15 protein-coding genes are annotated in these 16712 nt (G+C 46.0%); 7 read left to right on the top strand and 8 right to left on the bottom strand.

Annotated elements, in window-relative coordinates; all coding sequences use genetic code 11:
* The 3 genes from L5L91_RS07165 to L5L91_RS07155 form a co-directional block, all read left to right on the top strand.
* A partial coding sequence (locus tag L5L91_RS07165) for an integrase core domain-containing protein (RefSeq protein WP_263236003.1) occupies positions 1–238 on the top strand: 238 nt, incomplete at its 5' end.
* A 640-nt stretch (positions 239–878) separates the two neighbouring features.
* Positions 879–1691, top strand: coding sequence for a glutamate racemase (gene murI / locus L5L91_RS07160; protein ID WP_263161654.1), 813 nt, complete (start codon positions 879–881; stop codon positions 1689–1691).
* 241 nt (positions 1692–1932) lie between these two features.
* Positions 1933–3987 (top strand): toxin-antitoxin system YwqK family antitoxin, encoded by a 2055-nt coding sequence (locus tag L5L91_RS07155; protein ID WP_263236001.1) that lies wholly within the window; start codon positions 1933–1935, stop codon positions 3985–3987.
* A gap of 203 nt (positions 3988–4190) precedes the next feature.
* Here the strand turns inward: L5L91_RS07155 and L5L91_RS07150 are convergent, their stop codons facing one another.
* On the bottom strand, positions 4191–5333 hold the full coding sequence (locus L5L91_RS07150) for a glucosaminidase domain-containing protein (RefSeq protein ID WP_263236000.1): 1143 nt from the start codon (positions 5331–5333) through the stop codon (positions 4191–4193).
* A 263-nt stretch (positions 5334–5596) separates the two neighbouring features.
* Positions 5597–6511 (bottom strand): LysR substrate-binding domain-containing protein, encoded by a 915-nt coding sequence (locus L5L91_RS07145; RefSeq protein ID WP_263235998.1) that lies wholly within the window; start codon positions 6509–6511, stop codon positions 5597–5599.
* Between the two features lie 96 nt (positions 6512–6607).
* Here L5L91_RS07145 and L5L91_RS07140 point away from each other — a divergent pair, with 96 nt between their 5' ends.
* The gene (locus tag L5L91_RS07140) at positions 6608–7675 is read left to right on the top strand and encodes a tartrate dehydrogenase (RefSeq protein ID WP_219251145.1); all 1068 of its coding nucleotides are present in this window, start codon (positions 6608–6610) and stop codon (positions 7673–7675) included.
* Positions 7676–7803: 128 nt separating this feature from the next.
* Here the strand turns inward: L5L91_RS07140 and L5L91_RS07135 are convergent, their stop codons facing one another.
* Positions 7804–8262, bottom strand: a complete 459-nt coding sequence (locus tag L5L91_RS07135; RefSeq protein ID WP_219251144.1) for a GNAT family N-acetyltransferase — start codon at positions 8260–8262, stop codon at positions 7804–7806.
* A 117-nt stretch (positions 8263–8379) separates the two neighbouring features.
* Between L5L91_RS07135 and L5L91_RS07130 the strand changes: the two genes are divergently transcribed.
* The gene (locus L5L91_RS07130; RefSeq protein WP_263186617.1) at positions 8380–9843 is read left to right on the top strand and encodes a PLP-dependent aminotransferase family protein; all 1464 of its coding nucleotides are present in this window, start codon (positions 8380–8382) and stop codon (positions 9841–9843) included.
* 9 nt (positions 9844–9852) lie between these two features.
* Here the strand turns inward: L5L91_RS07130 and L5L91_RS07125 are convergent, their stop codons facing one another.
* The 3 genes from L5L91_RS07125 to L5L91_RS07115 form a co-directional block, all read right to left on the bottom strand.
* On the bottom strand, positions 9853–10236 hold the full coding sequence (locus tag L5L91_RS07125; protein WP_113941155.1) for an MAPEG family protein: 384 nt from the start codon (positions 10234–10236) through the stop codon (positions 9853–9855).
* 106 nt (positions 10237–10342) lie between these two features.
* The gene (locus tag L5L91_RS07120) at positions 10343–10738 is read right to left on the bottom strand and encodes a GNAT family N-acetyltransferase (protein ID WP_263161640.1); all 396 of its coding nucleotides are present in this window, start codon (positions 10736–10738) and stop codon (positions 10343–10345) included.
* A 57-nt stretch (positions 10739–10795) separates the two neighbouring features.
* Positions 10796–11311, bottom strand: coding sequence for an AAA family ATPase (locus L5L91_RS07115; RefSeq protein ID WP_263161639.1), 516 nt, complete (start codon positions 11309–11311; stop codon positions 10796–10798).
* A 470-nt stretch (positions 11312–11781) separates the two neighbouring features.
* On the opposite strand from L5L91_RS07115, the gene L5L91_RS07110 reads away from it, so the two are divergent.
* Together L5L91_RS07110 and L5L91_RS07105 are read left to right on the top strand one after the other, a co-directional pair.
* Positions 11782–12900 (top strand): glycerol dehydrogenase, encoded by a 1119-nt coding sequence (locus L5L91_RS07110; RefSeq protein WP_263161636.1) that lies wholly within the window; start codon positions 11782–11784, stop codon positions 12898–12900.
* A 224-nt stretch (positions 12901–13124) separates the two neighbouring features.
* On the top strand, positions 13125–14516 hold the full coding sequence (locus tag L5L91_RS07105) for an NAD-dependent succinate-semialdehyde dehydrogenase (protein WP_263235997.1): 1392 nt from the start codon (positions 13125–13127) through the stop codon (positions 14514–14516).
* Positions 14517–14578: 62 nt separating this feature from the next.
* Here L5L91_RS07105 and L5L91_RS07100 read toward each other — a convergent pair whose 3' ends face one another.
* Both L5L91_RS07100 and L5L91_RS07095 read right to left on the bottom strand, forming a co-directional pair.
* Complete coding sequence (locus tag L5L91_RS07100) at positions 14579–15406, bottom strand: cobalamin-binding protein (protein ID WP_263161634.1); 828 nt, start codon at positions 15404–15406, stop codon at positions 14579–14581.
* Between the two features lie 76 nt (positions 15407–15482).
* Positions 15483–16517 carry a DUF2235 domain-containing protein gene (locus L5L91_RS07095; protein ID WP_263161631.1) on the bottom strand — a complete coding sequence of 345 codons (1035 nt, stop codon included), beginning with the start codon at positions 16515–16517 and terminating at the stop codon, positions 15483–15485.
* Between the last annotated feature and the right edge of the window lie 195 nt (positions 16518–16712).

Below are 16712 nucleotides of genomic sequence, written 5' to 3'. Positions count from 1 at the left end.
TCGCCGCGGGAATTGTTGGGATAACGCACCAATGGAGCGTTTCTTTAGAAGTTTGAAATCTGAGTGGATACCCGCCAGTGGTTATGGGAATTTTACAGAAGCAAATAAAGAGATCACAAATTACATCACTGGATATTACAGTGAGACCAGACCCCATCAATATAATGGTGGGTTAACGCCAAATGAGTCAGAACGTTTATATTGGAATGACTCTAAAACCGTGGCCAATTTTACTTGACCACTACAATATCACCTCTAAGCTATTGTCGTGCTTTGTTTTTGACTGCTTGCTGCGATAACATTTGGTGGTAATAAATTCTATTGCCCAACTCAGATCGGCCTTGAACTGCGTATTACCACGCATGACAGTAAAAAAAGCGGACAGCCATGAATTTTTTAAGAATCAACCATCTGACATACACAGGGATTAACCCAAATTAAGCACCATCATGGAAGTGACCATCCGTGGCATGGGCGCTTATTCACATCCATGTGATCGCGACATTATTATGTCCTAATACAGCAGATTCCATGCTCGAGCATCAAGGGACGGACTTGCTGCGTGTCACTGGAATGATAGTGCTTAATGGATATGCGGAATTAAAGCTCCAGCAATATTTACAAACACACGAAGGATTAAGTTGGCATCCCAACTAAACTGCTGACAAAACTGAGTATTCATGATCTCACCCTGCGGTAAATTGCATTAACTCACCAAAAGATTTTTTGTTTACGAAAAAGTCTTAACCAAACATATCCTCATTGATCAAAATAGGCTGAAAGAGCAAAATACGCCTCTTGAAGCCGTATGCCAATTCGACTAACACTCCTGTGTCTATGGCAAAATTAAATGTGTTGATTATGTGAAGGTAGGTGCAATGGATAGCTCAATATTAGTTTTTGATTCAGGTTCAGGTGGACTAACTGTCGCGGCCGAAATAAAAAAGAGAATCCCCAACATACGGCTGAGTTACGTCTCTGACGCTGGCTTTTTCCCGTACGGAAAAAAGCCGCACGATATACTAAAAAAGCGAATTTTAGACGTTATATCCAAAGCAAGCTCACTGACTCAACCCGATATCATCGTTATCGCCTGCAATACAGCGAGTACCATTGCGCTAGACTTACTTCGTACTGAACTCAATATACCTATTGTCGGCGTTGTCCCTGCGATAAAACCTGCCGCTTCGTTATCAAAATCAAAGGTAGTGATGGTACTTGGCACTCACACCACGGTGAACTCAGCTTATGTGAAGATGCTGATCACGAATTTCGCCACAGAATGTAAGGTTTTAGTAGAAGACTCTGAAGTGCTGGTTCTCGCCTCAGAGCAAAAACTTCTCGGCAATGGGTTTGATCCCGACATTGTAACTCAGGAAATTCAGCGTATTTTTAGCAAACCCGATGCATTTAATACCGATGTATTAGTGCTGGCTTGTACTCACTTTCCACTTATCCATGCAGAAATCAAAAATGCCCTTCCCCACCAGGTTACCGTCATTGATTCTGGATTCGCCATTGCTAATCGAACGCACTCATTGTTGAAAATCGAGCACCAAACGTGTAGCCCGATACTCGATCCAGAAATAACGTTTTACACCACAGGGAATGTAGATTCAGAACAAGCGAAACAAAGCAAAATTGAAGCACTGCTTCAGTGCCCCATTAAATTTAAGCAGCTGTTATTGTAATATTTTTAGCTCATTTTCTTTTAAAACCCGTTTTCAATAAAATCTAAATGATTACCCTAAAAGGCACCCGCGAAATAAATGCTATATCGCATCGCTGATTGTTAAATGTTGGATCTTAACAGGCCGCTATTGCGGCCTTTTTTGTATCAGCCACTTCCTGAAGTGCTTGTCTTCGCATAAAATTCGGCCCGTTTACTGGTGCGCATGAGGCGCAAGTTATCGGTATAAAAGGTGTAGTTAAATGGAACTTTCGATTCGCAGTTTATTCACTGCAGCGGGCATGATGTTGTTATCCTCTTTAACGGTTATTCCTGCGGCAAGCGCTGCGAGCAAAGCCGTCCATCCCACTGTCGATTTACCGAATGGCCAATGGCTTAATTTTCACCAAAAAGACAATCAAGTGTGGAGCGAAATGTCCGACGGCGATGCGCCCGGCGTACATCTTGATGATTATGGTGCGGCTGAAATTGTGGCCGTTTTTTACTATGACTTTGATAAGGGTGGCGACAAAGAAGTCGTGGTCATGCTTAAAGATGCTGATGGCCAGCATTTACGGGGTTATGGTTTTGAGGATTCAAAACTCACTAAGCTGCCACGCCTTCAAGTTGTGCTGGATGAAGTCGCCCCGACGTTATCGTCATTTACCGTCAGCGACACCCGCAAAGTGTTAAACCAAATTCCACCGCAGCAATATCGCATAACCTATGATGTTGAGGCGATTGAAGATCCCGCCATTAAAGCGATTATCGATGGCTCAACCAAGCTCAAACCAACCTTAATCGGCTATCGCAATGCTAAAGGTTTACCTGCCGATGTGAAAACCGCGGACGAATATAAATTACGTTACCCCCTCACCCGCAAAGATAAAGATGCCCAAGGCCGCGAGCATCAATACAGTTTAGTGACTCACTTTTATCGCAATGATTATCGCGAACAACAGGGCAGTTTTGTGTTGGTGAGCGTTGCCTTTGAAGCCGATGATGTAGACTGGCTAAACAGCGGTGAGGGTGAGATCCCAAAAACGAGCCCAGCTTATGATTACATGAATCTCGGTGGATCTTGGGCTGGACTTGCGCTTGAAAGTCATTATGCCCAAGGTCTGCTCGATGGCCCCTATATCGCCTACGATAACCGTAATGCCAATATCATGTTGAATGGTCAGTACAAACAAGGCAAAAAAGTCGGTAAATGGATGGAAGCTGACGGCCAAGCAAGCTATTGGGAAGGTGAATATCTTGACGGTAAAAAGCAAGGTAAATGGATTGCACAGTCCATGTTCGATGAGGCAGATAACTACGGTTTTGCCCATTACAATCAAGGAGTGCTCGATGGCCCCTATGAAATCTATGAGCCCGAATATGGCGCAGACACAGGTGAGAAGCGATTGTCTGAAAAAGGCATTTATCGCAACGGCGTCAAAGACGGTGAATGGCTTGAGAGCAATGGCAATAAAGGTCACTATCAAAACGGCATTAAACATGGCCCTTGGGTAGATAAAGTCTCGCTTGGCGAATACCGCAACTATGTGGGTCAGGGGGCTTACCTTGATGGCAAGCGCACTGGCCCTTGGGTATTTAAAACTGACAAGAAATCGCGGATCGAAGTGACTTATCTCAATGGGTTACGCGAAGGTGAAGAAAAACTAATCAGCGATGAAAATGTGCTCTTTGCCAATAAGCATTATAAACAGGGCCTGCTCGATGGTCAGAGTATTTGGTACTCAGCACAGGATGTCGTTAGCGGCATTAGGCACTATCGCAAAGGTGAGTACCATGGCATGCAGGCTATTTTTGATCCTAACCACAATCATAGGCTTATGGAGTTAAGTCATTATGAATATGACGAAACCCTGCCAGTCAAACCCTCTCAGGACGAGTGCATTATGCGAGAAAACCCCTATAGCAATGACTGTAAGGATATAGTGAATTCCCCCTATAGAAATACGCCATCGCTAAAGCACGGAGAGCAATATTATTATGATAGTAAAGGAAAATTATATAAATTTTCTGACTACCATCATGGTAATCTCATCAGAGAATTTGAATTCGATGAAGAGGGGCATGTCCAAAAGTTACAAAATAATGAACAGGGGCAAGACAGTCAAATCAGCATCCGCTACAAGAAGGATGGCGGTTATTCACTGTCCAATTACATCGACAATGAGCAACGTGGCTGGACATATGAAATCGATAACAAGGATCGATTACTGTCCCTGAAGTATTACCACGATGGTGACAAAAAGGGGTTTATCATCCGCTATAACACAGATGGAAGTTATGCGATTACAGAAAGGTAAACATTAATATCGAACATCAGGCACTGCTTCTCCTTTTATCCTAATGGTTAACTCAAGACCTTGAAGACAATTACCAGCAAAAAGGCAAAGTTTAAAATTGGGATATAGGGTAATGCGGATGCCCTTGATTAAATTGACCTATATAAGCCTAATTAAAGTGCGCTTTATTCAGGCTAAGTGAAAATGGTTATTTTACCAATCACTTAGTTTGTTCTTGTTAATAGATGCAATGGTGCGTCATCACTTAAATAAATATCATCCACCAGATATAGCTTATTGGTGCGGATCATCTGACGAATCGCCTCAACATAGGCGTGACCACGCTCCGAATATCGGTCTAACGTCCCTGCGAGTGCAGAGCCTGTCACAGCTTGATTAGCTTGTCTTGATTGGGCACGAAAATCTCGCATCTTCTGATAAGCATTATGGGTATTCAAATTCAACAAATACCCTTCCACCGAAGCAAATGGTGTATCGAATCGTGCTAAACCATAATTGCCTAAACCTTGGCGCTTTTGCCTAGGTTCCATACCATTACCCTTGAAATCCCACTGCCCAAATAATGCATTACCTTCACGGGCAAATCGCGATGTGCCCCAACCGCTTTCTTTTGCCGCTTGAGCTAACACTAACGATGGTGGCAGGATATCCACCCTTTCAAGTAGCATTTGTCTTTGGGCTTCTAACAGCGGTTTATCTTCACTGCTTATTACTTTGTACTTTACCCCTAAGGCTAATAACGCAATATCATCAAGGGGGGCAGACATAATGACCTGTCTTTCTTGTAAAATTTTCTCATTCGCCAATAAGACTAAAGGGGCAATCATTCTAAGAAACACCATTTTCTTTTGCTTCACCGGGAGTTGGCTTGACACTGAACTCCAGCCCTCACCCACGGCATCAAAGGTCAATCTAGGGACCGATTTATTACCATCACGAAAGCTTTCTGGCGTGTAATTAAGCGAGTCAAACAAGCCCATGAGTTCATCGAGAGAACTGATATTCAGACTCAGTTGTTTAGACTCTTGATTGTCTAAGGATGACTGCTCAAGTATTTTGGGGGATGAGAAATGTTCAGCAACCGTTCGATTTGCAACAGCACCTTGATTCGCTTGCATCAGGGAAGTCGTCATCAGTTTTGGCAAACTCTGCATATGATGCTGAGCACTCTGACTGACAACTAAAGGATTGGAAGCCGTCCGTGACTGAAAACCAAGAGCATCAACTGGCAGCCTATTTGAAATCAGCTTAGTCACTAGCGTTTCTTGCACATACACCGAAGAGCATAAAACAGACAAAGCAATGAGTGCGAGCATAGCAACGGGAAGCTTAAACTTTATAAACATGGTATCTCTTTAACTGAGGTAAAACGGTAGCAATGGGATTAGCCAATACATCGGGGGCGTAAGGTAACAGTAAAAACCTGACAGTTTGCTTAATAGATATACAAAATGACCTATTACGATCATTTATTAAGGAGAATAGGACGAGCGCCTTCTTGGCCACCTCTTGACCCAATGTCAGCAATTAAATCCAACACCTTGATTTATTTAAACTCAATATGAAAATAGCGAGCGTTCACTCGCCCATAGAGATTGGCGAAATAAAATCAACTTATTCCAGTGCCAGCAAAACGAGGTAATGCCTCTTCAAGATAGGCGACGCAGGTGCGAAGTTTGGCAGACGTTTCTAATCGTGAGGCATAAATTACATGAATTTCAGCGGATTGATGATACTCGGGGAGTACTCTGAGTAATCTGCCACTTAAGAAATCTTGCTGTAAATCCCAGATGGAGCGCAACATAATACCGTGGCCTTTAAGACACCACTGCTTAGCGACTGTGCCATTGTTGGTCATCAAGGAAGCCGCTAAATCAACCGAGGCTATGCCAGCCGCACTTTCCAATCGCCACACTCTATGGTTTTGATCGCGCTCGCGGATCCCTATGCACTTATGCTCGGCTAATGCCGCGAGATTGTTTGGCATGCCATGCGTGTCGATATAGGTCGGCGACGCCGCCAATACCCGATAATTACTCGCAAGACGCTTAGCAATCATTTGCGGTGGCAATTCGCCACCGACACGGATCTCCAGATCAAAACCTTCAGAGACCAGATCGACGGGGCGGTCGAGCAACTCTAAATCAACTTCTAATTCGGGATAGTGGAACACGAGGTCTGAAATAATCGGTGCAATGCAGTGGCTGCCAAATCCTGTGCTGGTTGCGATACGTAATCGCCCCCGTGGCACTTGCTGCTCTAAGCTAATTTCAAGGCTCATTTGCTCCATGGTATCGAGCAAACGTTCGGACCATTCCAAGGCAATCTTGCCCTCTAAGGTGAGGCTGACACTTCTGGCAGAGCGCAGAAACAAGCGCACTCCGAGCGCTTTTTCTAATAGGCCAATGCGTTTACTCACATACGCTGGAGAAAAAGATAATTGCTCCGCAGCGGCTGTAAATCCCCCGCTTGTTGCGGCGATAACAAAGACCCGTAAATCTTCAAGTGGCGGCAGTTGACTCACGATTCGTAATCCTTAACAAAACATTTAGCCTATTCATACACGATACGAATATGGAATAACATACTAAAAACGCAGAATCCCCTATTGGAGTCAAAGATGTCTAAGGTAAAAATCGCCGTAATTGCCGGAGATGGCATAGGTACAGAAGTGATCCCCGAAGGGATACGCACACTCGAAGCCGCAGGAAAAATCTTAGGTGTGGCGTTTGAGTGGACCTACTTCGACTGGTCCTGTGAAACCTACCATAAAACCGGTCGCATGATGCCAGAGGATGGACTTAAGCAACTAAAATCCTTTGATGCCATCTACTTAGGCGCTGTTGGATTTCCAGGAGTTCCCGACCATATTTCACTCTGGGGATTGCTACTACCGATCCGCAGAGCCTTTGAGCAATACGTGAACCTTAGGCCTATTCGGTTATTTGAAGGCGTGCCCTGCCCACTCTCGGGTAAAAAGCCCGGCGATATCGATTTTTATGTAGTACGTGAAAACGTGGAAGGCGAATATTCCGCCGTCGGCGGCATTCAATATGAAGGCACTGAACATGAGATTGTCTCCCAGCAGAGCATTTTTACCCGTCGTGGCACAGATCGCATCTTAAAATATGCCTTCGATTTAGCCCAAAGCCGCGAGGCAAAGCACTTAACCTCGGCGACCAAATCCAATGGCATATTTCACTCTATGCCCTATTGGGATAGTCGCGTCGGGGAAATGGCAAAACAATATCCCAATGTTAAGGTCGACCAATATCATATCGATATTCTGACGGCAAATTTCGTGCTAAAACCCGAGCATTTTGACGTGGTTGTTGGCTCAAATTTGTTTGGCGATATCCTGTCTGATCTTGGCCCTGCGTGCACTGGCACTATCGCCATTGCCCCTTCGGCGAACATCAATCCAAGCAAGGAATTTCCGTCGATGTTTGAGCCGGTACATGGTTCGGCGCCGGATATTGCAGGCCAAGGTATTGCCAATCCTTTAGGCACAATTTGGGCGGGCGCTATGATGATGCAACATTTAGGTTATGGCGCAATGCACGACCTGATACTCAGCGCGATAGAAAACGTATTGAAAGATAAGCAGTCTTTAACCCGCGATATGGGCGGAACGGCGAATACTCGGGAGCTGACCGATGCGGTTATCGCTGCGATTAGTCGCAATTAAAACGTGCATTAAAACCTAATGCTAAAAGCCCTTTAGCATTAGGATTGAAAGAATTTGAAACTATCAAGAAACTGATAATAAACGCATTAATAAGCTAGCCAATTAATGCGTTAATTAAAGGCCCCTCCTTACAGCGGCATTCTGTACTCAATGACTCCCGGTTTTTCACCAATCCAGTTATAGAGTTTTTGCGCGGTTAAATTTGTTTCCTGTGTATGCCAGTACAGGCGCGCACACTTGTGTTCAATGGCCGCTTGCTTTACAAACTCAATCAATTGTTTTCCAACATGTTGACCCCTTGCCGTTGGGGCAACAAACAAGTCTTCAAGATAACAATAATCCGTTTCGGCCCAAGTAGAACGATGAAAAACATAGTGCACAAAACCGAGTAAGTTTTGGCCCTCTCTTGCAACTGCGCAATAAATGGGTTCTTGGTCATCGAAGAATCGGCGCCACGTGGCTTGGGTGGTCGCTTCTGATAACGCCACTTTGTAAAAAGTCTGATAATCACGCCAGTGTGGTAACCAGAGTAAATAGTCCGTTTCTTTAACCATATCAATGGTCACTGTTAGTGATTGGCTGGACATTAGCGCACTCCTTGAAATTAAGTAAATGGTCTCAGTTTTACTGAAGCAAGATTCTAGATTCAATTGTGGTACCGCATAAGGTACACTTTTTGTATTTTTTACAGTACCAGTTAGCAAATGAAAAAACCTCAATCCAATTTCCCTCACTTGCAACTCAAAGATGGCATCCTCAAAGATCAGCTTTATCATGCGTTTAGAGAGGCCATTCTTGATGGACGTTTACATCCTAGAATGAAGCTCCCATCCAGCAGAGCCTTGTCGGAAACCATGCAGATTTCACGTAACTCAGTACTGCAAGGGTTTGAGCGCCTGATTGATGAAGGCTATCTGCTGACTAAACCGGGCTCGGGTACTTATGTTTCAGATACCATTCCCGATGAACTGATCGATATACCAAACCGTGCCAGAGAAAGCGCTCAAGTTTTTGATTCCAAATTAGAAATTAATCCACAGTTAATAGAAATGACGCGACTGAAAGCGAAGGCGAATACGGACCACAGCCATAGCATGTTTAATATTGGCGTCGGATGCGTCGATCTTTTCCCGCACCAACTTTGGGGGCGGCTGTTAGGCCGAGTTTGGCGGCAATCGCGTAAAACCTTAGGTAAATCAAACCATAGCGCGGGGTATTTGCCGCTGCGTGAGGCGATAAGTGATTATGCGCGTTCGACACGCGGCCTCAATTGCACACCTGAGCAGATCATCATAGTCAATGGAACTCAGCAGGCCATTAACCTCACAGCGCAGGTACTACTCCAACAGGGAGATGAAGTCTGGCTTGATGAACCTGGATATGACGGGGCTTTAGGCGCTTTTCTCTCGCAAAATATGCGGGTTCGTCCTGTAAGTGTTGATGATGAGGGCACAAATATTGCCGATGCGATCCAGCGGTGGCCCTCAGTGAAACTGGCTTTTACCGCGCCCTCACACCAATTTCCCCTCGGCGGTATGCTAAGTCTGCCACGACGATTGGCCTTACTCGATTGGGCCGCTGAGCAGAGTAAATGGATTTTAGAAGATGACTATAATAGCGAGTTTCGTTATAGCGCCCGTCCGATACAGGCATTACAGGGGCTCGATAAACATCAAAGGGTGATCTACGCTGGCACCTTTTCCAAGATGCTGCTACCCGAATTACGACTCGGCTTTTTGGTGGTGCCCCCTAAACTGATACAGGCTTTCCAGTTGGCAAAATATTATGCCGATACGCACACGGCTCACCTAGAGCAAGCAACATTAGCGTTGTTTATCGCCGAAGGACATTACGCGCGGCATGTTCGCCGAGTGAGAAAAGCCTGCTTAGCACGCCAAACGGCGTTAATCGCGGCAATTGAGCAGTATCTGCCCGACAAATTGTCCGTTCAAACCTCTGACTCAGGTATTCACCTCGTATGTTGGCTAAAAGGCAACTTAACCGAAGAGGAAGTGATCAATAAATGCCGCCAACTCAGTTTAGGTGCACAGCCTTTGTCTCGATATTGCCAAGCGCCCTATCCAAGGCAAGCAATCTTACTGGGCTATGCCGCTCATACGCCTGATGAGCTGCGGGAAAGTATCAAAAAACTGGCGCAGATCCTTTAATATCCAAGCTTAAAAAGCCTGAAAGAAAATCCCGAAAGCACTGAAGATGGCAACAAACCATGTGAGGGATCTTAAGGTGCCTTTGTTGGCAAGATAGAGGATGTGATACACAAAGCGGGCGCCGACATGGACGATTGCGAGCCACTCAGTGGTGGGATTTACTTTGCCGGTAGCAATCACCACTAATACGGCTAGGCCAAACACCAGCAATGATTCAAAGGCATTTTGATGTCCCGCTAAAGCGCGAGCGCCAAAACCGGTTAGCTGTGCTTGCTGAGCACGGGGATGATTATTATCGTAACCACCCGCCTTTGCCATTGCCCAAGCCACTGGACCTTTCGCAAGATATGGCAATAACATGGCGACAAATAAGCAAATAAGTAAGGTATTCATGGGGTAATCTTCCTTTGATTGTTGTTTTGAGCTCTACTGTTTGAGCTCTACTGTTTGAGTTCTACTGCTACATGTGCCTAAGTTACAAGTGTATTGGTTAGCGGCGTTATTTCACCATATACATGCCTTCACTTGCGGGACGACTAAATTTAAAGCCAAACTTTTCATAGAGTTCAGGCACATCCGCCATCAGGGTAATATACGCGCCCTCAAAAGCCTCACGATCTAAATAAGCCATGATGTGCTGCATAATAAGCCGCCCTAATCCCTTACCTTGATGCTCAGGATCCACTGCAATATCGACAATTTCGAAGTTGAGCGCGCCGTCACCAACCACACGCCCCATACCCACAGTCTGTTCGGCGAGCTTTATTTGCACGCCATATAAACTCCTTGGCAAAGCCTTAATCGCGCCCTCCAATGGTCTAGGGCTTAAGCCAGAAATCTGTCGTAGGCGAACAAAATCATTGGCAGAAGCAACGCCTTCAAGCACTTGGTACATGATATTTCCTATTGTTTTATTCAGTCACTTGCTTTCAGTCACTTGGCTTTCAACTATTTAGCTTTCTATCATCTCAAGCTCAAAGCCTTCATCCAGAGTCGGCGGCTGAAAATAACCACTCACATGCCAGAACATAGCCTCAGTATCGAACATGGCGCGCTCAGGGTGGCTTTGTCTGCGTTTATCGAGTTGACTCAAACAAAGCGCATCGCTGTGATTAAGATAAATAAGTTTATGGGCGGCGCAATCAGTAAAAATGCTTCGAAACCACAGGCGCTGATTGATAGTATTCGCGGGAAAGTCCATGACCACAGAAACACCCGAACAGAGCAGTTCCTGCACATGCTTTTTAAGCAAAGGCTTAAGGCGAGCGGAATAGCTCAAGTAAGTATCAAAATCTTTAATTTCATCGGGGTATAGCGCCGCCAGCCATGCGTCTTCCGAGATTAAAATACAGTTTTCGGCCTCAGAAAGTTGTCGCGATAAGGTTGATTTACCTGAGCCCATTTTGCCACAAAAGAATATTAACGTACCTTTACTGACCAATTGTCCTAACGCATTCTGCTGTGTCATCTTCACTCCTTGATTACTGGTCTTTTATCTCAGCCGACGATTTCACTCGCTATGACACCAATGAACGACTGTACAGAGCATCACATAAAGCATGAACACCGAGCAAGACTTGGGACGAGTTTAAGGTAATAAAATCCCATTAGATTAATGACTATCCTGTGTTTAGACAGCAGACGTTTACCGTTATTCGCACAATCCACCGTTAGCTTTTTTGAGATCTGACATCTCTTCGCCCGCTTAGATCGCCTCGCTCTCTGAGCCCTATCCTTGCCTTAAATCAGGGAAAAACCAAAGCATTTAACTCGAATAATAAAACAATAAACCACATTATTAATCTAATAATTAAGCACTAAAGTAGTAATTTACGCTTAGCAATAAAAACATTGCCACCATTCATGCTATGACATTAATTTAGGCGTATGCTAGGGTAAGAATGAAAGGATAACCGTCATAAGTGCAAAGGAGGCTCTATGAGCACTGTCGTTCCACGTACCGTCACTTCCCCTAAAAAATTCATTATCGGCAAGGGCCTATTAGCTCAAATGCATGATTATGTTAAGGACTTTGGTGACAATGCTTTTATCATCTGCGATGAATTTATCCTCAGCCGCGTGAAGAATGAAGCGGTCGCTGGGCTAGATCAAAATGGGATCAGCAGCCACCTCGAAAAATTCAACTATGAGTGCAGCGAAGCCGAGATAAAGCGCTTAGGCGCGCTGGCAGAACAGCATCATACCAACGTTATTGTTGGAGTTGGCGGTGGAAAAACCTTAGATGCCGCCAAAGCCGTCGCCTTCTATCAAAAACGGCCTGTCATCTTGTACCCCACAATTGCCTCAACCGATGCGCCTTGTACTGCACTTGCAGTGATCTACTCCGAAACAGGTGAGTTTGAACGCTATCTGTTTCTGCCACAGAACCCAGATGCTGTCGTTGCCGACACTGCCATTATCGCCGCGGCTCCGGCCCGATTTTTTGCGGCAGGCATAGGCGATGCACTGGCAACCTATTTTGAAGCTCGTGCCTGCTATCAATCGGATGGCGTCAACCTAGTCCTGAAAAAGCCTTCCCGCACAGGGCTGGGATTGGCCCAACTTTGTTATCAGTTACTGACTGAAAATGTTGAAGCTGCTATGGACGCCGTTAAAAACAAAATAGTCACACCTGCGCTAGAGCAAACCATTGAAGCCACCATCTATCTCAGTGGTGTTGGTGCAGAAGCAGGCGGGTTAGCCGCCGCCCATGCCGTAAACAATGGTATGTCAGCGGTGGCAGACTTACATAAAGCTCAGCACGGCGAGAAAGTCGTCTTTGGGCTGCTAACTCAGCTCGTGCTCGAAAATGCCCCCAAAGCCGAAATCGATAACGTTATCCGTATTATCAAAACGGCAGGACTGCCGCTCACACTCGCAGATTTAGGGCTGAAAACCTTTATCGAGGCCGAGTGGCGCAAAGTGGCTGAGATAGCCTGTGCTGAGGGCGATACTATGGGCAATATGCCGATGAAATTAACCGCAGATGATGTCTATCAAGCCATCATAGCCGCCAATGCCATGGCTGAACGCTATAAAACAGCTGAAGCTTGTTAACCGTAACAATATGACGTGTACTCCGTAGATGGCAACCATCTATCAATTTGATTTAATTGATTAATACTACTGAGATAGTTCCTACTACCACACGAGTTTACCGTTCATCCTAGGCTTCCTTGCCACATATCAATGGTAAGGGAGCCCACAACAAACAAGACATTTCCACCCTCGATGCCAAAGCTGGCATTTACGCTCTATTTGTTAAACGCTTGGAGGCACATATGGCTTATGCAACAACCAATCCCTTTACGGGAAAGCTCATTAAAGAATTTCCAAATGCAACAGATACCGAAGTCACACAGGCGATAGAATCCGCCCATCAGGCATTTTTAAGCTGGCGAACCACTCCCTTTGCCGACAAGGCCGCAATACTGTCTAAGGCAGCGAAGATCCTCAGAGACAACAAGTCCAAATACGCCAATCTACTGACCTTAGAAATGGGCAAGGTCACAGCAGAAGCCGAAGCTGAAGTCGAACTGTCGGCGCAAATTTTCGAATACTACGCCGAACATGCCGAGCGACTGCTGGCACCGCAAAAACTGCTGGTTGCCGATCCCGCCGAAGGTGAAGCAATACTGGTTAACGAACCGCTGGGCGTATTATTGGCTATCGAACCTTGGAACTTTCCCTACTACCAAATTGCGCGCATCTTAGCGCCGCAGCTTGCAGCCGGAAATACCTTACTACTCAAACATGCATCCAACGTGCCCCAGTGCGCAGCGGCCTTTGAAGGCTTAATGCGCGATGCCGGACTGCCCTCAGGTACATTCCAAAATCTGTATGCCACACGAGAGCAGATAGAACAGATCATCAATTCGCCCAAAGTGCATGGTGTTGCGCTCACGGGATCAGAAGATGCGGGATCGATCATTGCCGCTCTGGCGGGTAAGGCACTGAAAAAATCCACCCTAGAACTGGGTGGCGCAGATGCCTTTATCGTACTTGAAGATGCCGATCTGCCTAAAACTATCGACTGGGCTGTGTTTGGCCGTCACTGGAACGCGGGGCAGGTCTGTACATCATCTAAGCGGATGATCTTAGTTGAAGCCATTTACGATGAATTTATGGAGGGCTATATCAAGGGGATTGAAGCGCTAAAAGCAGGCGATCCTATGGACTCGGCCACTACGCTGGCGCCACTGTCTTCCCAAGGCGCAGCCGATGAGCTAAAGCAGAAAATCCGTGATGCCGTAAAACACGGCGCAACCGCGACCGAAGTGGGGCCTAAAGTGCCGCAGCAAGGCGCCTTTGTGCAGCCAACAATACTAACAAACTTGACGCCAGATAACCCAGCCTACTATTGGGAATTCTTCGGTCCAGTGTCCAGTATCCACAGGGTGAAAGATGAGCAAGCGGCGATTGCCATCGCCAATGACTCGCCCTTTGGATTGGGTGGCTCAGTGTTTACCGCCGATACCCAACGCGGGCTGGCGGTCGCTAAGCAGGTTTCCACAGGCATGATGTTTGTTAATCATCCGACTATGGTCAAGGCCGACTTACCCTTTGGTGGCGTACGTCGCTCAGGTTATGGCCGCGAGTTGATTGATTTAGGATTGAAAGAGTTTGTAAACCACAAGCTTATTAATGTGGTCGACATCAACGCGCCTTTCTAAACGCTTAGAAAATAGCAACATCTGACTAAACGCCTGACGGAATAATCTGTCAGGCGTTTTATTTAACGTGCTTTATCCAAGGCATCACATAAGGCTTGAACGCCGAGTAAAGCTCTGGGCGTCGCGCGATGTAATAAATCGGCATTGAGTTGATAAATATGCTGTTTCTTCACGGCAGGAATTTCTGGCCATTGGCGCCAATCAACCCCTTTCACATTACCTTCTTCCCCACTTTGCAAAATCACCTCGGGCAAGGTCAGCAAGACGTTTTCTAAACTGACTTGCGGATAATCACTGGCGGCATCGTAAAACACATTTTGTCCATGGCACACACTGATGATCTGTTGGATCCAACTGTTTTTAGAGACTGTCATCAAGGGGGTCGACCAGAGTTGATAGAATACCTTAGGTTCTGATTTTTTAGCATTTTCAACCCGCAATCGGATAAGTTCAGCGCGATAAGCGGCCGCAGCCTTGCTTGCTTCTTCAACATGCCCCGTAAGTTGGCCTAACTCTTCAAGCTCCTTGGCGACGCCTTCTAAGGTTTTAGGATCGCTACCATAAAGGTTAAATCCTAACGTCCTAAGCTGGTTGATATCTTCGGCTTTATTACCCGAATCCCACACCACAATCAGATCGGGATTAAGCTCCATCACCCGCTCCATTTGAATGCCATAGTAACCGCCAATACGCGGGATATTTTTTGCCGCCTCGGGATAATCCGCATAATCGGTTGCGGCCACAATCGTATCGCCCGCACCTATGGCGTAAAGCATTTCCACCGCATGGGGCGAGAGCGCAATAATGCGTTTAGCGGGCTGCGCCAATACGCTATGGGGAAGAAATAGACTGAGCCCCAAAAAGAGTCCAGCTAAGTGTCGCTTAATCATGATATGCCTTAGTATTTATCCCCAAACCGCCTGAAGATGCAGGCGTAGTCTCTTCAGGTCACTTGGGGTTATAGAGTTAAACTAGCTGCTCTGGCCAGCCATAGTGTTCGATATAAGTTTGTAGATTCTTCGGGCGATACTGAGGATCTTGATCCCAGCGGGCCTTCACCGAATGATGCAAAAGTACTGGGACTTGCTCAGGGTCGAGTGGTCGTAAATATTCCTGTTTTATCCGATAAAAACTGCGTCTCGAGTTATGTAAGGTCGCGAGCGGATTTGGATGCACACTCGCGGCTAAGTGTGGCTCTAGGCTTAAATTAAATTTCTGCGCCTCGGATATCATCCACAACAGTGCAATATCCGACAACAATGAACCGTCTTTATCGGGTTTATAACTGCCGCCAATATTGCTATGGGCGCCCGCAAACCACACTTGCTGCATGTCCATATTGTCGCGTAGTTGCCAAATAGTCGGCTCAAAATCACTGCGGTGTTCATCTATGGCTAAGGCATGGCGGGCAACGCGCACATTGCGGCCAATTTTAGTGTCGTAAAACTCGTCTTTATCTTCGAACAAGCCTAAAAATGAAATAGGGATCCCCATAGCACCCACGGTATCCCACACACCAACAAACTTGATTTCCCGTGATTCATGACTGTATTTAGCTCTAAATTCGAGGGATTTTTCACCATCAGGCGCAAAGGGCGCACTGCTTTTTTTATAGTGATCGAAAGCTTGTTGAATCAACGCCGCATCGGGGCGTTTAAGTATGCCGCAGTTATTAATCAAGCCACACAAACAACGCACAGTGTAAGCACCACGGCTAAAACCAAAGAGATAAATCTCATCGCCAGGGGAATAGTTTTGCACTATATAGCGATACCCATCCATGATGTTTTTATGCAAACCGCGCCCTGTCGCACCACCGATGGTTTGATCGTAATAGGAACCCACGCCCCAATCATAAAATACCTGCTGGGGTTTGCCATCAGCCGCTATCGGGCTGATAGCACGCGCGAGGCGCAGCACATTGGTTGGGAAATCGACCTTAAGATCTTTCTCGGGCCGATTCCAAGTCCCATCGGCACAAATCACGATACGCTTATTCATAGGATCATCCTTGAGAACGCTTTGAACACTGAACGGCTAGAGGCTAACCCATAGTCACTAACAACAAATTGTCGCTAGTTGCTAATAGGCAGTTAATAGTCCTCAAACTTAGCGCATTTTATGCCTGTGCTAAAGCCATTCGCGCGTCTTACTTAACATTGCAACCAACAATGCTGCGTCACTTATGCGCCGACA

The organism is Shewanella sp. SM55, from assembly GCF_025654025.1.
GTDB classification, from domain to species: domain Bacteria; phylum Pseudomonadota; class Gammaproteobacteria; order Enterobacterales; family Shewanellaceae; genus Shewanella; species Shewanella oncorhynchi.
Note: the sequence above shows the minus strand (reverse complement) of the source record. Positions and strands in the feature narration are given on the sequence as shown.

Bases quoted from the DNA above. Each gene is read 5' to 3' on its own strand.
- murI (WP_263161654.1), top strand. From the start codon at position 879: ATGGATAGCTCAATATTAGTTTTTGATTCAGGTTCAGGTGGACTAACT.
- L5L91_RS07155 (WP_263236001.1), top strand. From the start codon at position 1,933: ATGGAACTTTCGATTCGCAGTTTATTCACTGCAGCGGGCATGATGTTG.
- L5L91_RS07150 (WP_263236000.1), bottom strand. From the start codon at position 5,333: ATGTTTATAAAGTTTAAGCTTCCCGTTGCTATGCTCGCACTCATTGCT.
- L5L91_RS07140 (WP_219251145.1), top strand. From the start codon at position 6,608: ATGTCTAAGGTAAAAATCGCCGTAATTGCCGGAGATGGCATAGGTACA.
- L5L91_RS07135 (WP_219251144.1), bottom strand. From the start codon at position 8,262: ATGTCCAGCCAATCACTAACAGTGACCATTGATATGGTTAAAGAAACG.
- L5L91_RS07130 (WP_263186617.1), top strand. From the start codon at position 8,380: ATGAAAAAACCTCAATCCAATTTCCCTCACTTGCAACTCAAAGATGGC.
- L5L91_RS07125 (WP_113941155.1), bottom strand. From the start codon at position 10,236: ATGAATACCTTACTTATTTGCTTATTTGTCGCCATGTTATTGCCATAT.
- L5L91_RS07120 (WP_263161640.1), bottom strand. From the start codon at position 10,738: ATGTACCAAGTGCTTGAAGGCGTTGCTTCTGCCAATGATTTTGTTCGC.
- L5L91_RS07115 (WP_263161639.1), bottom strand. From the start codon at position 11,311: ATGACACAGCAGAATGCGTTAGGACAATTGGTCAGTAAAGGTACGTTA.
- L5L91_RS07110 (WP_263161636.1), top strand. From the start codon at position 11,782: ATGAGCACTGTCGTTCCACGTACCGTCACTTCCCCTAAAAAATTCATT.
- L5L91_RS07105 (WP_263235997.1), top strand. From the start codon at position 13,125: ATGGCTTATGCAACAACCAATCCCTTTACGGGAAAGCTCATTAAAGAA.
- L5L91_RS07100 (WP_263161634.1), bottom strand. From the start codon at position 15,406: ATGATTAAGCGACACTTAGCTGGACTCTTTTTGGGGCTCAGTCTATTT.
- L5L91_RS07095 (WP_263161631.1), bottom strand. From the start codon at position 16,517: ATGAATAAGCGTATCGTGATTTGTGCCGATGGGACTTGGAATCGGCCC.